Genomic DNA, 23,169 nt, shown 5'->3' with positions numbered 1-23,169 from the left:
CAGGTAATCAGGTGATCCGATGCGTCAGGAGACGGTCAGGCGACGGGGAGGTCGAGGCCGCTGCGGTGCTTCTGCCAGGCGGCGTAGCCCGCGTACCCGGCGCCGGCCGCGAGCGCGGCGCCGGCGAGCAGCGCGCCGGAGCCGAAGGCGGGGGTGTCGACGGTGGCGGCGGTGCGGGTGATGGTGATCCGGTCGATCTCGGTGCCGGCCTTGGCGCCCTCCACCGAGATGCCGCGCACGGTGAGCGTGGCGGTGCCGCCGGGGGCGGCGGGCTTGACGTCCACGGCGAGCAGGTTGTGCCCGCGGTAGCGCACCCGGGACCAGTCGACCGCCTCGGTGACCTTGCCGCCGGAGCCGAAGTACCCGGCGGTGACGCCGGAGACGTCCTTGACGTTACCCGCGTAGCTCTCCGCGCCGTTCGCCGGCAGGCTATACAGGCTGGCGCCGCCGCCGCCCGCCACGATGTACGTGGTGCCGTCGGTGACGGGGTCGACGCTGTCGCCGACGGCCGCGGTGCGGGTCGGCCTGCCGCCGCGGATCGGGTCGGTGCGCTCGTACATGTGGTTGTGGCCGTTGATGACCAGGTCGACCGCGTACTTGTCGAACAGCGGGGCCCACTTCTCCCGGACGCCGCCGTCGGAGACGTGGTTGGTGGTCACCGCGTAGGCGCAGTGGTGGAAGAAGACGATGACGAAGTCGATCGTCGGGGTGGCCCGCAGGTCGGCGAGGGTCTTCTCCAGCCAGCTGGTCTGGGCGCCGCCCGAGTAGCCGCGGTTGGCGGGGATCTCGTAGGAGACGTCGTTGGCGTCCAGCGACAGCACCGCGACGTTGCCGTAGGTGAAGGCGTACACGCTGGGGCAGCCGGTGGGGCCGCTGGTGGGCAGGTCCAGGCGCTTGGCGTGGCCGCCGTAGCCGTTGGGCGAGTACCAGGACTCCATGTCGTGGTTGCCGGTGGCGACCATCCACGGCACCGACTGGGCGACCGGCTCGATCTGCTTCAGGTAGCTGTCCCACACCCCGGGGTTGTAGCTGTCGGTCAGCTTGCCCTGGCCGCTGGAGTCGGCGTAGCAGATGTCGCCGGCGAGCAGGTGGAAGACCGGGTTCTGCGCGGTGATCTGCGCGTTCTCCAGCGCGGCCTGGCTGCTGGCGCCCTGGTCGCCCATCGCGGTGAAGGTGAACGGCTTCAGCGCGGAGCCGCTGCCCGCGGGGCCGGTGGTGAAGGAGTTCACCGGGCCGGACGCGGCCTCCAGGCCGTCGTGGCCCACCGCGTAGTAGTAGGTGGTGTCCGGCGAGAGTTTGTCGAGCGCGGCGTGCCCGTAGTACTGCTCCAGCGGGGCGCCGGTGCCGTAGTCGCTGTGCAGGTTGCGGATCTCGGCCTGCACGGTCTGGCTCAGGTCGGTGGGCGAAGTGCCCACCCGCAGGACGGGGTTGGCGACGGCGGACGGCACCTGCCAGCCCACCCGCATCTGGGTGGCCGGGTCGTTGCCGAACGCCAGGTGCCGGCCGAACGGCACCACGGCCGAGCCGGGCGTGTCGGCGTACGCGGTGCGGCTGAGCAGCATCGGCCCGGCGGCGGCGGCCGCGGCACCGAAGATGCCGGCCCGCAGCACGCTGCGCCGCGACAGGCCCTTGCGGACGTCCTGCCAGTACTCGTACTGCTCGGCGATGGTCATCTCGTCGGCCCGGCGGCGCGACACCCGGAAGCCGGGAAGGTCCACGGGATTTCCCCTTAGCTGGTCTCTGGTGGTGCGGAAGCGGAACCTCGCCTTCGCCTGATGGAGGTTCATCCCCGGAGATGACCCGCCCGCAGACAACCGGTGAACAGTCGTACGATCCGACCGGACGGACCGGTGAAGATCGCCTGGACGAAAGCTGGAGGTCCCTGGGCACTCCCCGGGCCCGGCTGGCCACTCACCGCGCCCGACCGGCCGCTCACCGGGCCCGGCCGGGCACCCCCCTGTCGCGGCCGCTACCGCCCGGTGGTGAACTGGGACGGTGAGCGACCAGCCCCGCAGCAGCGAACCCCCGATCCCCGGCACGGCCGTCGAGCGCCGCCCGGCCCCCGTGGTCCGCTGCCGCCGCTGCCACCGCCCGCTGCGCAACCCGGAGTCCCGCTGGGAGGAGCTCGGCCGGCACTGCGCCGACGCCCCCGCCCCGACCCGGGTCTACACCATCGACCAGGACCGGCTGCCGGGCACCTGAGGGCGGGTCAGACCACCGCCACCGTCCCGGCCGTCAGCACGTCCCCGCACGCGCAGCCCGGCAGCGTCGCCGGGTGGGTCGGCGGGCCGTCCCACCCGGCCCGGCGCTCCCGGTCGGCGCGGGCCCCGGCCAGCACGGCGCGGTGGACGGCCCGGGCCAGCCGGGAGCCCCACGGCGAGCGGGGGCCGCCGAACGGCTCGGGGGCCCGGCCCGGGCGGGCGGTGCGGACGGCGACGCAGAGCGCGTCGGAGGGGGTGCCGGAGCAGTCGTACCCGGCCTCCAGCAGGGCCTGGACCTTGGCCTCGGTGGCGGTGGTGAGCAGGTTGACCAGCCCGGCGTCGGAGACCGGCGCGGGGACGACCGCCAGGATGTTGATGGTGCCGGGCGCGTACCCGGACGGGAGGTCGGGCGCGGCGGCCCAGGTCGGGACGCCGATGCCGGTGGTGACCACGGCGGTGGCGCCGCCGTCCTCGGCCCAGGTGCAGGCGTCCACCTCGGCGGCCGTCATCAGTCCCGTGCCGGGCCCGGACAGGCCCTGCGCGGCGGCGAGTTCGGCCAGGTGCTCGGCCGGGTCCATCCGCCCGTACCCGGCCCGCACCTGCGCGTTGAGCACCCAGTGGCGTTCGCCGAGCCCGCCGCCGAGGACGCCCGAACCGGCCATCCGCCAGCCCGGACCGGCCCGCCAGACCAGCAGGTGCCGACAGGCCCCGTCCTCGATCCGCCCCGCCCGCTGGACCCTGACCACCTGCTGCTCGTTCATGGTCCGACACCCAACCACACCGGTCCGGTCGGGATTCGCCCCGGTCCGACCGGATGCGGCAGAGTGGCGCCATGACCCCGCAGCGCGCCGCGTCCGCCGCCCCCGCCTCCCGCGCACCGGCCGCCCCGGCCGCCGGGGCCGCCGGGGCCCGCCGCCGGCCGGTGCAGCAGCGCAGCCAGGAGCGGTACGAGCGGCTGCTGGACGCCTGCGCGGGGCTGCTGGACGAGGTGGGGCCGGCCGGGCTGACCACCAAGGAGGTGGCGCTGCGCGCCGAGGTGCCGATCGGCACCCTCTACCAGTTCTTCGCGGGCAAGGAGGGCCTGCTGGCCGCCCTCGCCGAACGCAACCTGGCCCGCTTCCTGGACGGCCTGGCCCGCCGGGTCGCCGCCGGTCCGGGCGCGCCGGGCCCGGCCGCCTTCGCCGACCACGCGGTGGACGAGTTCGTGGCGATGAAGCGCGCCGTGACGGGCTTCGGGCACCTGGACTTCGGCCTGGTCGACGCCGTCCCCGCCGAGGTCGACGACCTGCACCTGCTCGACGCCGAACTGGACAACAACGCGGCGGTCGCCGCCCGGCTGCGCGCGATCGGCGGCGAACTGTTCGCGGCCCCCGGGTACGCGCTGGTGCTGCGGGTGGCGATGGAGTGCGCGGACGCGGTGCTCAAGCTGGCCTTCCGGGCCGACCCGGCGGGCGACCCGGTGCTGATCGCCGAGTGCAAGCGGCTGCTGCACGGCTACCTGGCCGACGCCCCGCCCGCGCCTGCGCCCCCGCCCGCGCCCTGAGCGCGCCCGCCGCCCGCCGCCGCGCCGCCCGCCTTTGCGCCGTCCGGGTGCCCGCCGCACAGTGGAGGGGGAAGCTCAGTGCCCTGTCCGTCCGCCCGCGGGAGTGTCCGATGCAAGCCACGGTGGGTGACCACGTCCACATGTACAGCAGGTCGGTCGGCATGACCGACCGCCGGGGTGAGATCGTCGAGGTGCGCGGCACCGACGGCGAACCGCCGTACCTGGTCCGCTTCGAGGACGGCCACGCCGGACTCGTCTACCCCGGCCCCGACTGCGTCGTCGAGCACCGCCTCGGCGAGGAGCAGCGCTGACCCCCGGGCCCCGCCGGGCCCGGTAGGAGGAGTGCCCGACCTTGTCGCCGCCCCTGCCCGGCCCGCTGGCCCACCTCGCCCCGCTGCTCGACGACTACGGCTACCTGGCGGTCGGGGTGCTGGTGTTCCTCGACAGCTGCGTGGTCCCGGTGCCCGGCCAGACCATCCTGGTACTGGCCGCGGTGTACGCGGGCGCCGGGCAGCTCTCGCTGCCGGTACTGCTGCTGGTCGCCTTCCTGGCCTCGACCGCCGGCAACACCCTCGCGTACGTGCTGGGCCGCACCGGCGGCCTGGCCGTCGTCCACCGCTGGGGCCGGTACGTCCGCCTCACCCCGGAGCGGATGGAGCGCGCCGAGTCCTTCTTCCGCCGCCGGGGCGCGCTGGTGGTCACCGGCGCCCGGTTCGTCGACGTGCTGCGCCAGACCAACGGGCTGATCGCGGGCACCACCGAGATGCCCTGGCGCCGCTTCCTGCCGGCCAACGCGCTGGGCGCGGCGCTGTGGGCGGGCGTGTGGACGGCGGTCGGCTACTTCGCGGGCAGCAACATCGACGCCCTCTACCGGCAGGCCGTCCGCTACCAGGTCCTGCTGTTCGCGGTGCTGGCCGTCCTGGTGCTGCTGCTGGTCGCCCGCACCTGGCTGCGCCGCCGCCGGCGCCCGCCCCGGGACGCCGCCGCCGGCCGCATCCCGCACCAGGCCGACCCGGACGGCGCCGACCCCGGCACCGGCAGCGACGCCCACACGGATGCCGACACCGCCACCGACCCCGACACCGACACCGACGGGAACGGCCGGACCTGAGGACCGGCCCAGGAAGGCGGAGCGCCCCGGGCGGGGCCCGGACGGAACGGAGGTCCGGGCCCCGCCCGGGGCGGCGCCGTCAGCGCTTCATGAGGGCGAAGACGCCCCAGCCGAGGTACTCGCGCCCGTAGCGCGCGTACCGGGCGGGCTCGGTGGTGAGCTCCTCCCGCACCTCGGGGGCGAGTTCGTCGTCCGGGTTCCGGTCGAGCCAGCGGCGCATGGAGAGCCACTGGGCCGCGGCGTAGCGGTCCCAGCTGTCCTGGTCGGCCAGCACCATCTCCACCACGTCGTGGCCGAGCTCCCGGAACCGCTCGATCAGTTCCGGCAGGAGCAGGAAGTCGGCGACGGCGGTGGCGTGGCACGCCTTGGCGGTCTCCTCGTCCGGCGGGGTCCTGCGCCAGAACGGTTCGCCGATCAGCATCAGCCCTCCGTCGCGCAGGCTGCGGTCGAGCAGTTCGACCGTTCCGGCGACGCCGCCGCCGATCCAGGTGGCGCCGACGCAGGCGGCCAGGTCGACCGGCTCGTCCGCGACGTGGCCGGCGGCGTCACCGTGGACGAACCCGACCCGGTCGGCGACGCCGAGTTCGGCGGCGCGGGCCCGGGCCTGCTCGGTGAAGAGCGTGCTGATGTCCACGCCGGTGCCGGTGAAGCCCAGGTCGCGCGCCCAGGTGCACAGCATCTCGCCCGAGCCGCTGGCCAGGTCGAGCACCCGCGTCCCGGCGGGGAGGCGGAGCGACTCGCCCAGGGTGGCGAACTTCTCGGCGGTCAGCGGGTTGTGGATGCGGTGGCCGCTCTCGCGGATGGTGAAGATGCGGGGAAGGTCCATGACCGGGTTCCTTTTCGTCAGGCCTTGAAGTGGGGGGACTGCTTGAGGGTGCGAATGTCGCGCGAGATCTGCTTCCTCGGCCGCTCCAGTTCGGCGCGCAGCCGCGCGTCGGTGCGGGAGGCGGCGTGGGTGTTCTCGCGCTGCAGCCGGTGGTAGCTGTCGAGGCGCCGTTGCGGGAGGCGGCCGTCCGCGACGGCCGCCAGCACCGCGCACCCGGGCTCGGCGCCGTGGGCGCAGTCCGCGAAGCGGCAGTGCCGGGCCAGCTCGGTGATCTCGGCGAACGCCTGGTCCAGGCCCTCGTCCGCGTCGTGCAGGCCCACGCCCCGCAGGCCCGGGGTGTCCAGCAGGACCCCGCCGTGGGGCAGCGGCCGCAGTTCCCGCCACGAGGTGGTGTGCCGGCCCTTGCCGTCGCCCGCGCGCACCGCGCCGGTGGCCAGCAGGTCCTCGCCCAGCAGGCGGTTGCCGAGCGTGGACTTGCCCGCGCCCGAGGGCCCGAGCAGGACGACCGTGCCCGACAGGACCGCGGTGAGGGCGCCCAGGCCCTCGCCGGTGGCGGCGCTGGTGACCAGCACCTCCACCCCCGGAGCCGCTCCGGCGACCTCGGCGGCCGCCCGGTCGGGGTCGGCGCAGCGGTCGGCCTTGGTGAGCACCACCACCGGGGTGGCGCCGCTCTCCCAGGCCAGGGCGAGCATCCGCTCGACCCGCCCCGGCTTGAGCGGGTCGGCGAGGGAGACGGCCACCGCCACCGTGTCGACGTTGGCGGCCAGCACCTGGGCGTGCGAGGTGCGCGAGGCGGTGGAGCGGACCACGGCGGTCCGGCGCTCCAGCACCTCCACGACGACGGGGGACGCGGCCGCGGTGGCGGGCCGGACGGACACCCAGTCACCGGTGCACGGCGTCAGCCGGTCACCGCCGCCCGGGGGCGGCACGAGCGCCGCACGGACCGGGCCGGTCTCGGCGACGACCTCGCACCGGCCGCGCTCGGCCCGCACCACGCGGCCGGGTACCAGCCCCTCGTCCCTGGCCGCGGCGAAGGAGCGCTCGCGTTCGCCGTCCCAGCCGTAGTCGGCCGGGGTCAGTACGCGCGGGGGGCGGGGAGGTTCGGAGCAGGATGGAACATGGTGATGTGACAAAGGAGGAGACCCTCTGGGAAGGGGTCTCGCCGGACGGCAGACGTGCCGGGGGCACTCCCACGACGGGGAGGCGGGCAGGGAAAGGTCAGGACGAGACCCGGGAGATGCGGACGAGTCGGGCACCGCGCACGGCGGTGGTCACCATGACCGTCATCTCGCATCTCCTCCGATCTCTCCGGGTGGCACCGATGGCCACGTCCCGACCACCGTAGCACCTCGGTGCGGGTCGGCACCGGTGGAAATCCGCGCGGGCCGGTGCTGGTCCCGGTGGAGCCCGCGAGCCGCACCGCCTACGCCCTCACCCACGCGGTGGCGCTCGTCGGCTTCGTCGCCGCGGCCGCGGCCGTGTCCGTGTCCGTCGGCGCCGGGGTCGGGTGGCTGGCGACCCGGGCGGTCTTCGGGGAGGCGGACCCGGCACCGGTCTTCGCCCTCGTGGTGCTCGGCGTCGTCCCCCGGCTCGCGGGGTCCACCCCGCGGGGCTGCCCGGGTCACCGCTGCGGTCGCCACCGGCAGCCGGGCGGCGGACGGCACCCCCTGGTGGCCGGTCGGCACCGGCCTGCTGCTCACCGCCGTCCTGCTGGCGGCGGCCGCGTTCCGGCGACGGCAGCTGTGAGCGGGCCCCCGGGGAGGGTTTCTCGCCCCGACCGGGCGCAGGTCAGCGGAAGTTCACCACCTCGAAGGCGGCCGCGAAGCGGGTGCCGAGCCGGGCCCCGGCGGCCCGGCCCATGCCCTCCAGGAACTCGGCGGCGTTGGCCATGTCGCCGCCGAGGCCGTCGAGGTAGGCGCGGTGGGCCTCCAGCGAGGCGACGCCGGCCGCGAAGGTGTCGGTGGTGTCGGCGGCGTGCAGCCCGTCGGGGGACCCGGCGGCCCAGAGCTGGCGGACGCCGTTCCAGGGCTGGTGGCCCTCGGCGGTGAGCTCGCGGAAGACCCAGCGGTTCCCGGCGTCGCGCACCGCGTCGAGGGCGGCCCGGCCGACGGCGATGTGGTCGGCCTGGTTGGGGAGGACGCCGCCGTAGGTGTCGCGGAAGTTGGTGGTGATGACGATGTCGGGGCGGTGCCGGCGGATCGCCCGGGCCAGGTCGCGGCGCAGCGGCAGCCCGTACTCGACGGTGCCGTCGGGGTGGCCGAGGAACTCGACGGTGTCGACGCCGACGATCCGGGCGGACTCGACCTGTTCGCGTTCGCGGACCGGGCGGCACAGCTCCGGCTCCGTGCCGTCGATGCCCGCTTCGCCGCTGGTGACCATCAGGTAGCTGATCCGCTTGCCCTGGCCGGTCCAGCGGGCGACGGCGGCGGCCGCGCCGTACTCCATGTCGTCCGGGTGGGCGACGACGGCGAGCGCGGTGTCCCAGTCCTCGTCGAGCGGCTGGTACGGGAGCGGGGCCCGGTCGGTGCGGTCGCTCATGGTGTGCTGCCTTTCGTTCGGGCCCCGCCCCCGGCTGCCGGGCGGGGTCAGCGCGCGGTGCGGATGGCGTAGTTGAAGTCGGCGTGGCCGTAGTGGCGCATCAGCCGCAGCCAGAACGGCATCAGCATCTCCAGGCCGCGGGCGGCGTCGATCCCGCCGAGGTCGAGGACGGCGGCGGCGGGCCAGCCGAACTCGGTGAGCAGGGCGACCACCTCGGCCTTGCCCCCGGCGTCGTCGCCCGCGACGAACAGCTGGTGCTCGCCGGGGACCCGGCCGGGGTCGACCATGACCTCGCAGTTGACGGTGTTGAGCGCCTTGACCACCCGGGTGGCGGGCAGCGCGCGCTGCAGGCGCTCGCCGACGCTGTCGTCGTTGACCGGGTCGAGGGTGACCTCGCCGGTCGGGGAGAACACCAGCGGGTTGGAGACGTCCAGCAGGGTCTTGCCGGCCAGGTTCTCCGCCCCGGCGAGTTCGACCGCGGCGAGGGCGACGGTGCCGCCGGTGGCGTTGATGACGAGTTCGCCGAAGGCGGCGGCCTCCGCGAACGTCCCCGGGTGGGCGAGCGGGCCGGAGCGGGCCGCCCAGTCCTCCGCCGCGGCGTTGCCCTTGCTGCGCGAGCCGAGGGTGACCTCGTGGCCGAGGGCGACCAGCTTGCCGCCCAGGGTCTGCCCGACCGTTCCGGTGCCGATGATTCCGATCCGCATCCGCCTGCTCCGTCCCCGCGTCAGATCGTCGACTCGTCGTCGATTCGAACGCACCCTACAAGAAGGCGCCCTGACGGGTGATCAACTCTGCGGGACCGCCGTCCCCTCCCGCGACCGGCGGCCCCTTCTCCCCTCCACGGTAGCCGGGCTCTAGGCGGGGTGCTCCTCGGTGCTGTGGGAGTCGGTGAGGGTGAGCGCGCCGCCCGCGGTGACCAGGCCGACGATGACCGCCAGCACGGCGTAGGTGATGCGTTCGCCGTGGAAGAAGGAGTGGACGAGGGTGTTGCTCCAGGTGCCGGCGGGGAGCTGGGTGGTGACCAGGGCGGCGATCAGGGTGCCGACGACGGCGGTGCCGACGCTGCTGCCGACCTCCTGGGCGGTGTCGTTGAGGGCGGTGCCGATCGAGGTGCGGTTCTCGGGCATCTTCTCGACCAGGGCGATGGCGCAGATGGTCATGACGGTGCGCAGGCCGATGGTCATCACGACCATGCAGAGCGCGATGGCGGCGTAGCCGTGCGAGACGCCCCAGGCCAGGCCGGCCAGTGAGCCGGCCAGGCAGGCGGCGCCGACCAGGCAGGCGACGCGGTGGCCGAAGCGCTTGGCGAGCCATTCGGACAGCGGGGTGGCGGCGAGCATGGTGACGATGATCGGCAGGTTGGCCAGGCCGGCCTTGACCGGGCTCCAGCCGTAGGCGTACTGGAAGTGCAGGATCAGGCCGAACATGACGGCGGCCATCGCGATGGCGGTGCCGATCTGGGCGATGGCGGCGCCGCGGACGGTGCCGCTGGTGAACAGCTTCAGGTCGAGCATGGGGGCGGCGGTGCGGCGCTCGTGCCGGACGAACACCGCGCCCGCCAGCAGGGCGCCGAGGATCGAGCCGATGGTGGCGGCGGAGGCCCAGCCGTGGTCGACGCCGCTGGTGAGCGAGTAGCAGGCGAGACCGATGGCGGCGACGCTCAGCACGGCGCCGGGCAGGTCGAGGCGGTCGCGGGTGAGGTCCTCGGGCCGGTCGGCCGGGACGCCGAGGCGCACGCCGATGGCGGCGATCAGCGCGATCGGGGCGTTGACCAGCAGCAGCCACTGCCACTTGACGTGGGCCAGCGCGGTGCCGCCGAGCAGCGGGCCGAGGACGAAGCCGGACATGCCGACGACGATCATCACGGTCATCGCGCGCATCCGCAGCGCCGCGTCGTCGAAGAGCCGGAACACCAGCGAGTTGGTGATCGGCGCCATCGCGGCGGCGGCGACGCCCAGACCGGCCCGCAGGGCGATCAGCTGCCCGGCGCCGGTGACCAGGGCCACGCCCAGGCTGAGCAGGCCGAACACGGCGAGGCCGGCCAGCAGGACGCGGCGGCGGCCGAGCCGGTCGGCCATCGATCCGGCGGTCAGCAGCAGGCCGCCGAAGGTCAGCGAGTACGCGCCGGTGACCCACTGCAGCGCGGTGGTGCCGCTGCCGAGGTCGCGGCCGATGGTCGGCAGGGCGATGGACAGCAGCGTGTTGTCGACCATCTCGACGAAGAAGGCCAGGCAGAGCGCGGCCATCGGGATCCATGCCGCGCGCAGCGACGGATAGGTACGCGGCGCCGCTGCTGGGGCGGCGGCGGTGGTTGCGGTGCCGTTCATGGCGGCCTCCTCTCGGGGCGGGTGTCAGGGCGGGTGTCACACATTATCGAACCGAGTTCGATACTAGAACCACGTTCGATAATCTGGCAAATGTGGTTGGATGAAGGGCATGACACCTCCGCGCCAGCGCCCCGCCGACCGCCCGTCCCGGGAGCGCCGGCGCGCCTCGCACTCCATCGAGGCCGTCCTCGGCGCCGCGGTGGAACTGCTGGACGAGGCGGGCGAGCCCGCCCTGACCATCCGCGGCCTGGCGGGCCGGCTCGGCACCGGCGTCGGCAGCGTCTACTGGTACGTGTCGGGCCGGGACGACCTGCTGGACCGCGCCGTCGACCACGTGCTCGGCGGGGTGCTGGCCGAGTTCGAGCGGCACCCCCGCACCGGCGACCCGGTGGACGAGCTGCGCGCGATGGCCGTCACGCTGTTCGAGGCGGTGGTGGACCGCCCCTGGCTGGGCTCGCGCTTCATGCGCGGCATCGACGCGGAGGGCAACTCGCTGCGGCTCTACGAGGAGCTGGGGCGGCAGCTGCTGCGGCTCGACCTCACCCCGCTGCAGCGCTTCCACGCCGTGACGGCGGTGCTCGGCGTGGTGGTCAGCGCCGCCGCCGACCTGGGCCAGGAGCCGCCCCAGGCGGTGGTGGACGGCCTGGTGGAGCGCGAGGAGTACCTGGGCCGCTACGCCACCGTCTGGCGCGCGCTCGACCCCGGGGAGTACCCGTTCCTGCACGACGTCGTCGACGAGTTCGACGGCCACGACGACAAGGCGCAGTTCCTCGCCGCCCTCGACCTGACCCTGGCCGGCCTGCGCCTGCAGGCCGGCCGGGCGCCGGGGACCGACGCCCCGGCGGAGGGTTCCTGAGCCTTCCGGCGGTCAGTCCCGCCGCGGTTCCCCGCCGGGCGCCTCCCCGGGGGCGGTGGACAGCGACAGGCCGCCCGCGGCGCCCAGTTGGACGATGCCGCCGTGGAAGGCGCCCCCGGTGACGGTGTTGGCGACCACCACCTCCGGCGGCCACCCGGCCCCGCCCGCCGCCGCCCGGTTCGCGCCGGTGTCGGCCGCCCCGCCGTCCGGCGCCGCGCCCGCGTGCAGGCGCAGCAGCAGTCCGTGCAGGACGGCGCGTTCGGCGGGGTCGAGCGGGGCGAGGAAGGCGTCCTGGAGGGCGCGGGCCTCGGCCTGGAGGCCGGCGAGCCGGGTGCGGCCGGCCGCGGTGAGGGTGAGGGTGAGGCGGCGGCGGTCGGCGGGGTCGCGGGTGCGGTCGATCCAGCCGCGGGCGGCGAGCAGGTCGGCGGCCTTGGCGAGGTCGCTGGGGTCCAGGCGCAGGCGCGCGGCGAGTTCGCGCTGGGTGTGCGGGCCGAGGTCGGCGAGGGCGGCGAGGGCGGCGTGGTGGTAGAGCCGCAGCCCGTCGGCGGCGAGGCTCTCGGCGAGGCGGGTGCGGGCGTCCTTGCCGGTGCGGGAGAGCAGATAGGTCGTCAGTTCGCGGAGCGAGGGCGGGGTTTCAGTGGGATCGGCCATGGAGCAATCATAGGTTCGGCCCTATAGTGGGTGTGAACCCACTGTTTTGGAGGTCCCCCGTGGACGCACTGCACCCCCGCCTGCTCGTCGCCGACTTCCCCGCCTGCTTCGCCTTCTACGACGCCGTCCTGCCGCCGCTGCTCGGCGCCCACCGCGTCCAGGGCTCCGCGCGGGGCCCCTACGCGCACTGGGACGTCGGCACCGAGGCCGTGCTGGTGCTGTTCGACCGGGCCGTGATGGCCCGCACGCTCGGGGCGGACCCGGGCCCGCCCGGCGGCGACGCGTTCGTCTGCCGGGTCCCGGACGTGGACGCCGCCTACGAGCTGGCCGTCCGCAGCGGGGCCGCGGCGGTGCTGCCGCCCACCGACCGGCCGGAGTGGGGCGAGAAGATGCGCACCGCCCACCTGCGCGACCCGGAGGGCCGACTGATCGAGTTCCAGTCGTACTGACTGCCCGTCGGCTCGTACGCTGGCCGGATGTGCTGGAGCGCGGAGGCCGACCTGGCCGCCGGGGCCGTCGTGGCGGCGGTCGGCGTCGGCGCGGCGCTGCGCGCCGGGCCGACCCGGCGGCTGCCGCTGGCCGCGCTGCCGCTGCTGCTGGGCGCGCACCAGCTGGTGGAGGCGGGCGTCTGGTCGGGCTGGGCCTGGGCCCGGACGGCGTGGGCGGTGATCGCGCTGCCGCTGCTGCCGCTGTACGTCCCGGCCACGGTGTGGTGCGCGACCCGCCGCCGCGGCGCCGGGTGGTTCACCCTGCTGGGCGCGGCGGTGGCCGGGCCGCTGGCGCTCGCGCTGGCCGGCCGCCCGGTGGCGGCGGTCCGGCACGGCCACACCCTGGGGTACGCGGTCGGCGTGCCGGCGCCCGGGCTGCTGCTGGCCGGGTACCTGGTGGCGGTGCTGGGCGCACTGCTGTGCTCGGGCGACCGGTACCTGCGGCTGCTGGGCGGGGTCGCCGGGCTGGGCGCGCTGCTGTGCGGCCTGCTGTGGCGGCTGGCGTTCGTCTCCACCTGGTGCGCGCTGGCCGCCCTCGCCTCGGTGCTGCTCTACCGCTGGTCGGACTTCAACTGGTCGATCAGCGCCAGGACTTCGGCCACCGAACCGCCCGGGTCGGGCACCGGGTAGAGCACCGCGCGCACGGTGCGGGCGGCGTCGACCACCAGGGTGAGCCGCTTGAGCCGGTCGGCGCCGCCGGCCCGGAAGGTGGGCAGCCGCAGCGCCCCGGCCAGCCGCAGCGCGGCGTCCGAGAGCAGCGGGAACGGGATGCGCTGGTGGGCGGCGAACGCGGCCTGCTGGTCGGGGCGCTGGGTGGAGACGCCGTGCACGGTGGCGCCGCGCTCGGCGAAGGCGTCGAGGCGGTCGCGGTAGGTGCAGGATTCGAGGGTGCAGCCGGCGGTGCCGGGGATGTCGTCCCAGCCGGGCGGGTAGCCCTGGCTGCCGGGGGCGTAGGCGCCGGGGAAGCAGTACAGCACCGTCCAGGGGGTGCGGGCGACCGGGTCGGTGAGCGGCGGACGGGTGCCCTCCGAGGCGGCGGGCAGGGCGAGTTCGGGGATCCGGGTGCCGACCAGGGCGTGCACCCGGCGGGCCTCGGCGGAGTCGGGGCCGGCGGTGGCGGTGAGCGTCCCGTCGCCGAGCAGGTGGCGGCCGCCCCAGTCCTGCAGGGCGACCAGCACGGGCAGCAGCCCCCAGCCCTTGTCGGTCAAGTGGTAGGCGTAGCGCGGCGGGTGGGCGTGGTAGAGGCGCTTCTCGACCACGCCGTCCTCGACCAGGGCGCGCAGCCGGGCGGTGAGCACCTTGCGGCTGATGCCGAGCGACTCGTGCAGGGCGTCGAACTGGTGGGTGCCGCCCGCGAGGTCGCGCACCAGCAGCAGGGTCCACCAGTCGCCGACCACGGACAGCGCCTGGGCGATGGAGCAGTCGGTGTCGCCGACGTCGGTGTAGCGCATGCGACCACCTTGCCACTGCCGGACCCGCACCGCCTATAGTGAGTTCCCCAAGGGAACTCACTAGCTGCCACCAGGGACGACACCGCATGAGCACCACCGGCACCACCAGCACCGACCGACCACTGCGGGCACCCGCCACCGCCCCGGCGAGCTCCTTCTGGCGCTACTGGACGGCCACCACCGTCAGCGGCCTCGGCGACGCCGTCACCGCCGTCGCCCTGCCGCTGACCGCCGTCACCGTGCTGCACGCGAGCGGCTTCCAGGTCGGCCTGGTCACCGCCGCCGGGTACGTGGCCTGGCTGGTGATCGGCCTGCCGGCCGGCGTCCTGGTGCAGCGCCTGCCGCTGCGCGGCACCCAGATCGCGATGGACCTGCTGCGCGCCGCCGCCATCGCCTCCGTCCCGCTGGCCGCCGCGTTCGGCGTGCTCGGCCTGCCGCACCTGGTCGCGGCGGCGCTGGTGGTCAGCTTCGCGAGCGTGGTGTTCGACGTCGGCAACTCCACCTTCCTGCCCGCCGTGGTGCCGCCCGGGCAGCTCACCGCCCGCAACAGCCTGACCTCCGCCACCCACGCGGCCAACCAGCTCGCCGGGCCCTCGCTCGGCGGCCTGCTGGTCCAACTGCTGGGCGCCGCGACGGCGCTGGTGACCGACGCGGTCAGCTTCCTGTGCTCGGCCGCGCTGCTGCGCACCCTGCCCCGGGCCGCCGCCGAGCGCCCCGCGCCGAACGGCGACCGGCCGTCCTTCCGGGCCCAGATCCGCGAGGGCTGGCGGTACGCGACCCGGCACCCGGTGGTGGGCCCGTGCCTGGCCGAGGCGACCGCCTGCAACTTCGTCTGCGGTGCGCTGATGGCCGTGGTCCCGGTCTTCCTGGTGCGCGCCGTGCACGCCCCGGCCGGGCTGGTCGGCGTGCTGATGGCCGCCGAGGGCGCCGGCAGCCTGGTCGGCGCGGCGTTCACCCCCCGGCTGGCGGCCCGCTTCGGCACCGCCCGCACCCTGATCATCGGCTCGCTGTTCGGCGTGCTGGCCGCCCCGCTGATGGCGCTGGCCCCCGGCGGCGCCGGCCTGCTGCTGTTCGCGCTCGGCAACGCCGGGTTCGGCGCCTCCGTGGTGGTGCTCAGCATCCTGACCCGCACCTACCGGCAGACCACCACCCCGGCCGCGCTGCTGCCCCGGGTGATGGCCACCGTCCGTTTCGTCTCCTGGGGCGCCATCCCGGTCGGCGCGCTGGCCGCGGGCGGCGCCGTCTCGCTCTGGGGCCCGCGCACCGCGCTCGCCCTGGCCTGCGCGCTGACCGTGCTCTCCCCCGTCCTGCTGCTCTCCTCCCGGCTGCGCGGCGCCCGCGACCTGACCGACCTCGCCGCCTGAACCCCGCTGCGGGTGCAAAGGTCGGTTCGTGCTCGTACCGTCGAAAGGGGGGCGTCACCCGAACGGGCGATGAAATCCAGACGAGGAGGCACACCTGATGCTTACTCAGTTCCGGACCGAAACGGCGCCGCGGTCACGCACGGCGACGTCGACCGAAGCCGCCGCGTTGGCGAGCCTGATGGTGGAGGACGAGGCCGCCGTGTCCGACGCGCCCACGTACTCGCCCGAGGCGGTGGGAGCCGGGCTCCTGGTGCTGGGGCTGCTGCTCTCGCCCAAGCCCCCGAAGGAAGCGAAGCCGACCCGGTGACCGGGACGGCCTGACGACCGGGCCGGTCCGCCCCCGCGGACCGGCCCGGCCCCGCACCAGGAGGAGCCCCGCCATGCCGTTCGCCGAGACCCCGCTGCGCGACGAGTACGCCGCCGCCGTCGAGCACCTGGCGCGCCGCACCCTCGACGCCCTCCACGACGACGCCGCCCCGCCCCCGGAGGCCCCCGGAACCGGCCGGACGCTGCTGGCCGCGGCCCGCGTCCTCGGCCCGGACCTCTTCGCCCCCCGACTGCTGGCCGGCGCCGGACCCGACGGCCCCACCGCCGCCCTGCTCGCCGAGGCCCGCCGCACCCTCCCGCCCCCCGCCGCCCCGTCCGCGGGCGCCGCCCTGGTGATCGCCTGGCAGGACTGGGCCGCCGGACGGCTCCTCGCCCGCACCCCGTACGGGGACGGCGCGCCGATGCCGCCCACGCCGCCCGCCCCCGGGGAGAGCGGCTGGCAGACCTGGTCGGTGCGGATGTCCCAGCTGTCCGGGCTCGCGCTGCCCGGCCTCGACGGGCCGGTGCACGACAGCGCCCGCACCCACGTGCTGCCCCTCGCCCGCGGCACCGTCCGCGCCCTGCTCCGCCGCGACCAGACCACCGCGGCCCGGCTGGCCCGCTGGCTCGCCTGGACCGACGCCGAGGGCCTCGCCCCGCGCCTGGAGGTCGCCCCCGTGCTCGACCGGATCCGGCTGGCCGGCGACGGCAGCGCCCGCACCGCGCTGGGCCTCGCCATCGCCCACCGCCTGCTCGCGGCCCCCGGCGGGGGGAGGCCCGCACCGTGACCGGCACGCCGCCCCTCGTCCCCGCCCGCCGCCCGTACCCGCGCACGGCCCCCGGCCCCGGAAGGCGCACGGCATGACCGACACCCACGTCCTCGGCACCGCCCAGCGGCTCGGCTCCCGCGCGCTGTCCTGGCTGCACGCCGCGCACCGCGACGGCCTCGGCCGGATCCCGGACAACACCCTGATCGACTTCGCCGACGCCGACAACGCCTACAAGCCGCTCGGCGAGGTCGCCCTCGCCGCCTCCCTCGTGCTGCGCGACGGCGTCAGCGGCCCCGCCGACACCCGGACCGCGCGCGAACTGCTCGACGGCTGCTGGGCCCAGCTGCGCGAGGGCGACCTGCTGTACGAGCGCCAGCTCCACCACTTCACCATGACCGACCCGCTGGAGACCTACGGCCACTTCGCCCGGGCCGGCTACCGGCACCCGCAGCTGGAGGAACTGCTCGACTCGCTCGCCCGGCTGCGGGCCGCGCACGCCGAGGAGATCCGCCCCAACCGCCGCCTCGGCGTCGCCAACGCCCGCCGGGTCGTCGGCCTCGACCACCGGCCCGACTGGGAGGCGCTCGCCCTCGGCACCTGGCTCGGCGCCCGGCCCGAGCCCTGGGCGGTGAACTGGATGACCGGGTACGACATCACCCACACCGTCTTCCACCTCACCGACTGGGGCGCCCGCCCGGACGGCCTCCCCGAGCCGATGCGCGACTACGTCCGGGACTGGCTGCCGGTCTGGCTCGACGTGTGGGCCGAGGTCGGCCAGTGGGACCTGGTCGCGGAACTGCTGGTGGTCGACGCCTGCTGCGGCGAACCGACCACCGGACGCCAGGGCTGGGACGCGCTGGCCGCCGTCCAGCACGAGGACGGGCTGCTGCCGCGCGACAGCGACCCGGTCGACGGGGACCGGGAGCGGGTCTTCCTGGACCACCAGCACACCGCCGTCGTCGCGGTGGTGGCCGGCGACGTCACGCTCGCCCGGGCCCTGCGGGCGACGGCCGCCGGGTGAGCGGGCTGGAGGCCGCGCTCGCGGCGGCGGTGCGGGCGGCCGGGGAGTCCGCCGCGACCGCCGTCACGGTGGCCGTGCTGACCGGCGACCGGGCGGAGGTCCGCTGCTCCGGCCGGACCGGCCGGGAGCCGGACGCGCCCGCCTGCACCCCGGACACCGTCTTCGAACTCGGCTCCGTCAGCAAGACGTTCACCGCCCTGCTGCTCGCCGCGATGGCGGCCCGCGGCGAACTCGCCCTGACCGAACCGGTGGACGACCTGCTGCCCGCCGACTGGCCCGCCCCGGCCGTCCGCCCCGCCGGGGCCGGCCCGGTCCGGCTGCTGCACCTGGCCACCCACACCTCCGGCCTCCCCCGGCTCCCGCCCGGCCTGCTCGCCAGCGCCCTCCCGGCCTGGAACAGCAACCCCTACGCGGCCTTCGGCGAGGAGCGGCTGCCCGCCGCCCTGGCCGCGACCACCGTGCGCACCGCCCCCGGCCGCCACTACCGCTACTCCAACTACGGCGTCGGCCTGCTCGGCCGGGCCCTCGCCGAACGCGCCGGCCTGCCCTACGGCGACCTGCTCGCCGACCGGGTCCTGTCCCCGCTCGGCCTCACCGCCACCACCTGCGCCCCGGACGGGCCCCGGCGGGCGACCGGCCACCGGCACGGCCGACCGCTCCCGCCCTGGCGGATCCCCGCCCTCCCGGCCGCGGGCGCGGTCCGGGCCGGCGGCGCCGACCTGCTGCGCTACCTGCGCGCCCACCTCGACCCCGCCCCCGCCCACCTCGCCGCCGCCCTGCGCGACGTCCAACGCCCCCGGCTGCGCCTGCCCGGCTCCGAGGACCTGCTCTGCCTGGTCTGGAACCGCCGCCGCTCCGCCGGACGGAACGTCTACTTCCACTCCGGCGGCACCCGGGGCTGCACCGCCTTCGTCGGCTTCTCCCCCGACGGCCCGGTCGCGGTCGCCGCCCTCGCCAACGCCGGCCCGACCCTGAACGGACGCTTCGTCCAAGCGGGCTACGAGGTGCTCCGGGCCGCCGGGCGGAGCACCTAGTCGGACAGCCGGACGAAGCGCCGCCCCGCGTCGAGCAGCGCGGGCAGGGCCCGGGCGTAGCCCTCGCCGGTTCCGGCGTCCGGGTGGTTGAAGTGGCTGATCACGATCGATCCGGGCGGGGCGGCGGCCAGGGTCGCCGCGACCTGCCCGGGGGTGAAGGTGGCCCCGCCGTCCCCGTTCACCGCGAACCCGGCGACCCGCTCGCCGAGTTCGCCCACCAGCGCCAGCGCGACCTCGTCGTAGTGCGCCGTCCCCGAGCGGAACCAGCCCGGTGCCCGCCCGAGCAGCCCGGCCAGCTTCGCCCGGTTGTCCGCCACCTCCCGGTACGCGGCGGCCGGATCGGCCGTCCCGGTGATGCCGTACGCCGAACGGCCGGTCACCGACAGCGGGCGGTGCGCGGTGCCGTGGTTGCCCAGTTCGAACAGCGGGTCGGCGGCCAGTTCCGCGAACGGGCCCGGGTTGGCGTCCACCCAGCGGGAGTTGAGGAACAGCGTGGCGGGCACCCGCAGCCGGCGCAGGGTGCCGATCAGCGCGGCGTCGTAGCCGTTCCCGCCCGGGCCGCCGCAGGCGTCGAAGGTCAGCGCCAGCGCCCCGCCCGGGACGTCCGCCACCACGCCCGGCAGGTCGGTGCCCCACTGCTGCGGCAGCTGCCCGGCGTGGCGGGCCAGCACCTGTTCCCGGGACGGCGGCGCGGGCGGCCGGGCCGGATCCGGCGCCCCGGGCGGGGCCGGGGACGGGGACAGGGACGGGCCCGGGGACGGGGCGGGGGCCGACGGACCCGCCGGTGCTCCGGGAACCGCCGCCCGGCGCGGCGCCGCGCAGGCCGCCGCCGCGAGTCCGAGCGCCGCCGCCACTACCGTCCGCCGTCCGACCATCTCCGCAGCTCCTCGCCGTGCACCGGGACCACCGCCACGAGTGTCACTTCCGGGCCGGGCCGGTGCCATCTGCCAAGCTCGGCCGTATGGCTTCCTCCCCTCGACCGCACTACCTGCAGTGGACGACCGTCGCCCCGGTGCTGGCGTTCCTGCTGCTCCTGGCCACCTGGCACCGGGACCTGCCGTGGCCGGTGGTGGCGCTGGTGGCCTGCTTCCTGGCGGTGTCGGTGGTGGCCGCCGTGCACCACGCGGAGCTGATCGCGCACCGGGTCGGCGAACCGTACGGCTCACTGGTGCTGGCGGTGGCCGTCACGATCATCGAGGTGGCGCTGATCGTCACGCTGATGGCGGACGGCGGGGACAAGAGCGCCGGGCTGGCCCGGGACACCGTGTTCGCGGCCGTGATGATCACCTGCAACGGGATCCTCGGCCTGTCCATCCTGGTCGGCGCCCTGAAGTACCGGGTCGCGGTGTTCAACGCGGAGGGCACCGGCGCGGCGTTCGGCGCGATCGCCACCCTGGCGACGCTGAGCCTGGTGCTGCCGACCTTCACCACGTCCGAGCCGGGCCCGCGGTTCTCCACCACCCAGCTGGTGTTCGCCGCGACCGCCTCGCTCGTCATCTACGGCCTGTTCGTCTCGACCCTGACGGTCCGCCACCGGGACTACTTCCTGCCGGTCACCCCGGCGGGTGAGGTGGTCGACCCGATGGACGAGCACTCCGAGCCGCCGACCATGCAGGAGACGCTGGTCAGCGTCGCCCTGCTGTCGGTCGCCCTGGTCTCGGTGGTCGGCCTGGCCAAGGGCGTCTCCCCGACCATCGAGCGCGGCGTGGCCGCCGCCGACCTGCCGGGCGCGGTGGTGGGCGTGGTGATCGCCCTGCTGGTGCTGCTGCCGGAGTCGATCGCCGCGGTCCGGGCCGCGGTCCGCAACCGGGTGCAGATCAGCCTCAACCTGGCCCTCGGCTCCGCGCTGGCCTCGATCGGCCTGACCATCCCGGCGGTGGCGATCGCCTCCACCTGGCTGTCCGGCCCGCTCGAACTCGGCCTGGGCGCCAACCACATGATCCTGCTCGCGCTGACCGTCGCCGTCGGGACCCTGACCGTCATCCCCAAACGCGCCACCCCGCTGCAGGGCGGCGTCCACCTGGCGATCCTCGGCGCGTACCTGGTCCTCGCGGTCAGCCCCTGACCCGGGGAGCGGCCCGCGCCGCCCTCCCGGGTCGTGCTCCGGTGCCCGGCCGACGGGTCAGCGGGCCCCGGGGCCGAAGAGGCGGAGCGGGACGGAGTCGGCGAGGGCCTGGTAGCCGGCCGGGTTGAAGTGCAGGTGGTCGCCGACGTCCAGGTCGGGGCGGAGCCGGCGGGGGGCCTGCGGGTCGCGGGCGGCGCGGTCGAAGTCGAGCACCGCGTCGAACTCCCCGCTGGTGCGGATCCAGTCGTTGACCGCCTGCCGCGACGCCTCGCGCAGCCCCGCGGCGTCGTCGTACTGGTTGCCGCCGAAGGGGGTGAGGGTGGCGCCGTAGACCGGGAGGCCCTGCGCGTGGGCGCGGAGCACGATCTGCCGGTACGCGTTGATCAGGTCCGCGGTGACGGCCTGCTGGGCCGCCGGGGTGGCGTCGGCGGTGCCGATGTCGTTGACGCCCTCGGAGACGACGAGCGAGCTGGCGCCGGGCTGCGCGAACACGTCGCGGTCCAGGCGGGACAGGGCGTTGGGGCCCAGCCCGTCGTTGAGGACCCGGTTGCCGCCCGCGGCCTGGTTGAGCACCGCGGTGCCCGCGGTGTCGGCGTGCTGGGCCAGCCGGGCCCGGAGCCGGTCGGGCCAGCGGTCGTCGCCGTTGTCGGTGGAGCCGCGGCCGTCCGCCAGGGAGTCGCCCAGGACGACGGTCGCCCGGTCGGCGGCCGCGGCCCGCACCTCGACGGCGCTCAGGAAGTACCAGTGGTTGACCTGGGCGGCGCCGTCCAGGTCGGCGTCGTCGAGGTGGTCGCCGCGCAGCATGTACGAGGTGGTGCGCGAGCCGGGGTGCGAGGTGATGCTCGTCGACTGCTGGCCGGCGGCCAGGTAGACCGTGACGGTGAGGGTCTCGCCCGCGGCGACGGGGAAGTCCAGCGGGTCGGTGACCATCTGGGCGCCGACCGGCACGGTGACCCCGGGCCGTCCGCCGAACGTCACCGGCCGCGAGCTGCCGGGCACGATCGCCCGCGCACCCGACCGGCCGTCGACCGGGCGGGCCACGGACACGGCCGTCACCGGCAGGGCGGCGCCGCCGAACGCGTTGGAGAGGTGCAGCCGCAGGGAGGGGCCGCCGAGCGTGACGTGCACGGTCTGCCGCAGGGTGGTGTCGGCGAACACCGTGCCGTCCTGCGTGTACGGGGCCGGCGGCATGTTGCCCGGCTCGGTCAGCTGCGGCATGGAGGTCCAGGTGTCGACCCAGTGCTCGTGCCCGTGGCCCGCCGCGTCCGCCGCGGCGGCGGGGCGTGCGTCGGCGGGCGCCGCCGCTCCGGCGCGGTCGGCCAGGGACCCGCCGAACGCGGCGGCCGTCACGGTGAGGGTCACGGTGGCGGCGACGGCCACCGTGCTCGTCGTCCAGCGGCGCAGTGCGGTTGTCTTCACGTACGGCCCTCTCCCGGTCCTGCCCGGCACGGCCGTGGTGCCCCCGTGCGAACCGGGCGGCGTGCGCTCCACGAGACCGGATCGAAAAGTTTCGAAGCCTGCCGGGCATGGGTTTTCATTGCGGACGGGCGGTAGCGTAACCGAGTTCGGGCGGGATCGGACCCCACCCGTTCGGAAAAATTCTCGAATCTTTCGAAAACGAAACCCATAGACCCGGCGGCCACCAGGCTCCGCCGGGCCCGGGCCGGAGCGGGCCGCTCAGGGCAGCCGGTTGCCGTAGAACGGGGCGTAGTAGAGGGCGAGTTCGGCCCGCAGGTCGAGGTCGGTGTGCCGTTCGGCCGCGACCAGCGGCGGGGCGGCCCCGATCTCCTCCTTGGTGCGGTCGACCCGGACGGCGCGCCGTTCCAGGTCGACCTCGCGGACCGTCACGGCCGGGAGCAGGACGCGGTGGTGGAAGATCCAGGGCGCGGTGTCGACCACCAGGTACTGCGGGCCGAAGTCCTCGGCCATCCGGTCCACCTTGCCGATCGCCCCGTCCTCGGCCTCCACGTGGAACCCGACCAGGTCGACGCCCACCCGGTGCCCGGACGCGTCCCGGTAGGTCCAGACGTCGACGTCGCGCCGCTGCTCGCTCATGCGCTGCTCCTTCCGCTCGGGCGGCCCCGGCGGGGCGGACGTTCCGCCCCGCGGCCGCCCGGGGCGGTTGCCCGAGGGGCGGGGATCCATGCCGGGCGGGGCGGGCGCGGCGTCCGGCGCGACGTCCAGGGAACTGACAGGCATTACCGGCGGTTCGCCGGGCAGGCGGGTGGTGCGGCGCCACCGGGGCCGCGACATCCGCGAGACGAGGAGGAACCCGTGTCGATCCTGTGGGCGATCATCGCCGGTCTGATCATCGGCCTGCTGGCGAAGCTGGTCATTCCCGGCCGTCAGCCGATCCCGCTGTGGCTGACCATCCTGCTGGGCATCGTCGGCGGCATCATCGGCAACTTCCTGGCGAGCGCGTTCGGCGTCGCCGACACCGACGGCATCGACTGGATCCGGCACTTCTTCCAGATCGGCGCCGCCGCCGTCCTGATCCTGCTGGTCACCCCGTTCTGGTCCCGTTCCCGGGCCTGACCCGCACCCCACCGGCCCGGACCGCGCCTCCGCGCGCCGTCCCGGCCAGACGCCGGCCCCCGCCGAAAGCCACAACGGAAGA

26 protein-coding genes are annotated in these 23,169 nt (G+C 75.6%); 14 read left to right on the top strand and 12 right to left on the bottom strand.

Annotated elements, in window-relative coordinates:
* Positions 1–35: 35 nt before the first annotated feature.
* The gene (locus tag ACWEO5_RS21470) at positions 36–1,718 is read right to left on the bottom strand and encodes a purple acid phosphatase family protein (RefSeq protein WP_452163888.1); all 1,683 of its coding nucleotides are present in this window, start codon (positions 1,716–1,718) and stop codon (positions 36–38) included.
* A 277-nt stretch (positions 1,719–1,995) separates the two neighbouring features.
* Between ACWEO5_RS21470 and ACWEO5_RS21465 the strand changes: the two genes are divergently transcribed.
* The gene (locus ACWEO5_RS21465) at positions 1,996–2,202 is read left to right on the top strand and encodes a DUF6011 domain-containing protein (protein WP_452163887.1); all 207 of its coding nucleotides are present in this window, start codon (positions 1,996–1,998) and stop codon (positions 2,200–2,202) included.
* A 7-nt stretch (positions 2,203–2,209) separates the two neighbouring features.
* On the opposite strand, the gene ACWEO5_RS21460 is transcribed toward ACWEO5_RS21465, so the two are convergent.
* Positions 2,210–2,962 carry an adenosylcobinamide amidohydrolase gene (locus tag ACWEO5_RS21460; RefSeq protein ID WP_452163886.1) on the bottom strand — a complete coding sequence of 251 codons (753 nt, stop codon included), beginning with the start codon at positions 2,960–2,962 and terminating at the stop codon, positions 2,210–2,212.
* 71 nt (positions 2,963–3,033) lie between these two features.
* Here ACWEO5_RS21460 and ACWEO5_RS21455 point away from each other — a divergent pair, with 71 nt between their 5' ends.
* From ACWEO5_RS21455 to ACWEO5_RS21445, 3 genes are all read left to right on the top strand, one after another.
* Complete coding sequence (locus tag ACWEO5_RS21455; protein WP_452163885.1) at positions 3,034–3,744, top strand: TetR family transcriptional regulator; 711 nt, start codon at positions 3,034–3,036, stop codon at positions 3,742–3,744.
* A 110-nt stretch (positions 3,745–3,854) separates the two neighbouring features.
* Entirely contained in the window at positions 3,855–4,055 is a 201-nt protein-coding gene (locus ACWEO5_RS21450) for a DUF1918 domain-containing protein (RefSeq protein WP_285740487.1), read from the top strand.
* Between the two features lie 41 nt (positions 4,056–4,096).
* The gene (locus ACWEO5_RS21445) at positions 4,097–4,855 is read left to right on the top strand and encodes a DedA family protein (protein ID WP_452163884.1); all 759 of its coding nucleotides are present in this window, start codon (positions 4,097–4,099) and stop codon (positions 4,853–4,855) included.
* Positions 4,856–4,934: 79 nt separating this feature from the next.
* Here ACWEO5_RS21445 and ACWEO5_RS21440 read toward each other — a convergent pair whose 3' ends face one another.
* The 5 genes from ACWEO5_RS21440 to ACWEO5_RS21420 form a co-directional block, all read right to left on the bottom strand.
* Positions 4,935–5,681, bottom strand: a complete 747-nt coding sequence (locus tag ACWEO5_RS21440) for an SAM-dependent methyltransferase (RefSeq protein ID WP_452163883.1) — start codon at positions 5,679–5,681, stop codon at positions 4,935–4,937.
* Positions 5,682–5,698: 17 nt separating this feature from the next.
* Positions 5,699–6,760 carry a ribosome small subunit-dependent GTPase A gene (gene rsgA / locus ACWEO5_RS21435; protein WP_452163906.1) on the bottom strand — a complete coding sequence of 354 codons (1,062 nt, stop codon included), beginning with the start codon at positions 6,758–6,760 and terminating at the stop codon, positions 5,699–5,701.
* Positions 6,761–7,469: 709 nt separating this feature from the next.
* Positions 7,470–8,219: a PIG-L deacetylase family protein gene (locus tag ACWEO5_RS21430; RefSeq protein ID WP_344555448.1), complete on the bottom strand. Its 750-nt coding sequence runs from the start codon at positions 8,217–8,219 to the stop codon at positions 7,470–7,472.
* A gap of 47 nt (positions 8,220–8,266) precedes the next feature.
* Positions 8,267–8,923, bottom strand: coding sequence for an NADPH-dependent F420 reductase (locus tag ACWEO5_RS21425; RefSeq protein ID WP_452163882.1), 657 nt, complete (start codon positions 8,921–8,923; stop codon positions 8,267–8,269).
* A gap of 150 nt (positions 8,924–9,073) precedes the next feature.
* The gene (locus ACWEO5_RS21420) at positions 9,074–10,546 is read right to left on the bottom strand and encodes an MFS transporter (RefSeq protein WP_452163881.1); all 1,473 of its coding nucleotides are present in this window, start codon (positions 10,544–10,546) and stop codon (positions 9,074–9,076) included.
* A gap of 175 nt (positions 10,547–10,721) precedes the next feature.
* Here ACWEO5_RS21420 and ACWEO5_RS21415 point away from each other — a divergent pair, with 175 nt between their 5' ends.
* On the top strand, positions 10,722–11,402 hold the full coding sequence (locus tag ACWEO5_RS21415; RefSeq protein WP_452163905.1) for a TetR/AcrR family transcriptional regulator: 681 nt from the start codon (positions 10,722–10,724) through the stop codon (positions 11,400–11,402).
* Between the two features lie 12 nt (positions 11,403–11,414).
* Here ACWEO5_RS21415 and ACWEO5_RS21410 read toward each other — a convergent pair whose 3' ends face one another.
* Positions 11,415–12,053: a MarR family winged helix-turn-helix transcriptional regulator gene (locus ACWEO5_RS21410; protein ID WP_452163880.1), complete on the bottom strand. Its 639-nt coding sequence runs from the start codon at positions 12,051–12,053 to the stop codon at positions 11,415–11,417.
* Positions 12,054–12,112: 59 nt separating this feature from the next.
* Between ACWEO5_RS21410 and ACWEO5_RS21405 the strand changes: the two genes are divergently transcribed.
* Together ACWEO5_RS21405 and ACWEO5_RS21400 are read left to right on the top strand one after the other, a co-directional pair.
* Positions 12,113–12,502 (top strand): VOC family protein, encoded by a 390-nt coding sequence (locus ACWEO5_RS21405; protein ID WP_452163879.1) that lies wholly within the window; start codon positions 12,113–12,115, stop codon positions 12,500–12,502.
* Positions 12,503–12,529: 27 nt separating this feature from the next.
* A complete protein-coding gene (locus ACWEO5_RS21400; RefSeq protein WP_452163878.1) occupies positions 12,530–13,171 on the top strand; it encodes a DUF6629 family protein in 642 nt (213 codons plus the stop codon).
* Here the strand turns inward: ACWEO5_RS21400 and ACWEO5_RS21395 are convergent.
* Positions 13,093–13,992, bottom strand: coding sequence for a winged helix-turn-helix transcriptional regulator (locus tag ACWEO5_RS21395; RefSeq protein ID WP_452163877.1), 900 nt, complete (start codon positions 13,990–13,992; stop codon positions 13,093–13,095). The genes ACWEO5_RS21400 and ACWEO5_RS21395 overlap by 79 nt on opposite strands.
* A gap of 86 nt (positions 13,993–14,078) precedes the next feature.
* On the opposite strand from ACWEO5_RS21395, the gene ACWEO5_RS21390 reads away from it, so the two are divergent.
* The 5 genes from ACWEO5_RS21390 (at position 14,079) to ACWEO5_RS21370 (ending at position 18,487) form a co-directional block, all read left to right on the top strand.
* Positions 14,079–15,356 (top strand): MFS transporter, encoded by a 1,278-nt coding sequence (locus ACWEO5_RS21390; protein WP_452163876.1) that lies wholly within the window; start codon positions 14,079–14,081, stop codon positions 15,354–15,356.
* 97 nt (positions 15,357–15,453) lie between these two features.
* Positions 15,454–15,663 carry a hypothetical protein gene (locus tag ACWEO5_RS21385; protein WP_452163875.1) on the top strand — a complete coding sequence of 70 codons (210 nt, stop codon included), beginning with the start codon at positions 15,454–15,456 and terminating at the stop codon, positions 15,661–15,663.
* Positions 15,664–15,736: 73 nt separating this feature from the next.
* Complete coding sequence (locus ACWEO5_RS21380; RefSeq protein WP_452163874.1) at positions 15,737–16,450, top strand: hypothetical protein; 714 nt, start codon at positions 15,737–15,739, stop codon at positions 16,448–16,450.
* A 73-nt stretch (positions 16,451–16,523) separates the two neighbouring features.
* Positions 16,524–17,453 (top strand): DUF6895 family protein, encoded by a 930-nt coding sequence (locus tag ACWEO5_RS21375; RefSeq protein ID WP_452163873.1) that lies wholly within the window; start codon positions 16,524–16,526, stop codon positions 17,451–17,453.
* The gene (locus tag ACWEO5_RS21370; protein WP_452163872.1) at positions 17,450–18,487 is read left to right on the top strand and encodes a serine hydrolase domain-containing protein; all 1,038 of its coding nucleotides are present in this window, start codon (positions 17,450–17,452) and stop codon (positions 18,485–18,487) included. Before ACWEO5_RS21375 ends, ACWEO5_RS21370 begins: the two co-directional genes overlap by 4 nt.
* Here ACWEO5_RS21370 and ACWEO5_RS21365 read toward each other — a convergent pair.
* Positions 18,484–19,158 carry a polysaccharide deacetylase family protein gene (locus tag ACWEO5_RS21365; RefSeq protein ID WP_452163871.1) on the bottom strand — a complete coding sequence of 225 codons (675 nt, stop codon included), beginning with the start codon at positions 19,156–19,158 and terminating at the stop codon, positions 18,484–18,486. The genes ACWEO5_RS21370 and ACWEO5_RS21365 overlap by 4 nt on opposite strands.
* A gap of 290 nt (positions 19,159–19,448) precedes the next feature.
* Between ACWEO5_RS21365 and ACWEO5_RS21360 the strand changes: the two genes are divergently transcribed.
* Positions 19,449–20,552, top strand: a complete 1,104-nt coding sequence (locus tag ACWEO5_RS21360) for a calcium:proton antiporter (RefSeq protein ID WP_452163870.1) — start codon at positions 19,449–19,451, stop codon at positions 20,550–20,552.
* 57 nt (positions 20,553–20,609) lie between these two features.
* Here the strand turns inward: ACWEO5_RS21360 and ACWEO5_RS21355 are convergent, their stop codons facing one another.
* Together ACWEO5_RS21355 and ACWEO5_RS21350 are read right to left on the bottom strand one after the other, a co-directional pair.
* Positions 20,610–21,971: an SGNH/GDSL hydrolase family protein gene (locus ACWEO5_RS21355; protein WP_452163869.1), complete on the bottom strand. Its 1,362-nt coding sequence runs from the start codon at positions 21,969–21,971 to the stop codon at positions 20,610–20,612.
* 258 nt (positions 21,972–22,229) lie between these two features.
* Positions 22,230–22,607 (bottom strand): PRC-barrel domain-containing protein, encoded by a 378-nt coding sequence (locus ACWEO5_RS21350; protein WP_344555420.1) that lies wholly within the window; start codon positions 22,605–22,607, stop codon positions 22,230–22,232.
* Between the two features lie 219 nt (positions 22,608–22,826).
* On the opposite strand from ACWEO5_RS21350, the gene ACWEO5_RS21345 reads away from it, so the two are divergent.
* The gene (locus tag ACWEO5_RS21345) at positions 22,827–23,087 is read left to right on the top strand and encodes a GlsB/YeaQ/YmgE family stress response membrane protein (RefSeq protein WP_452163868.1); all 261 of its coding nucleotides are present in this window, start codon (positions 22,827–22,829) and stop codon (positions 23,085–23,087) included.
* Positions 23,088–23,169 lie beyond the last annotated feature (82 nt).

It is taken from the genome of Kitasatospora sp. NPDC004272 (genome assembly GCF_053603035.1).
The sequence above is the reverse complement of the archived record's forward strand: the minus strand, read 5'-3'. Positions and strand labels throughout refer to the sequence as shown.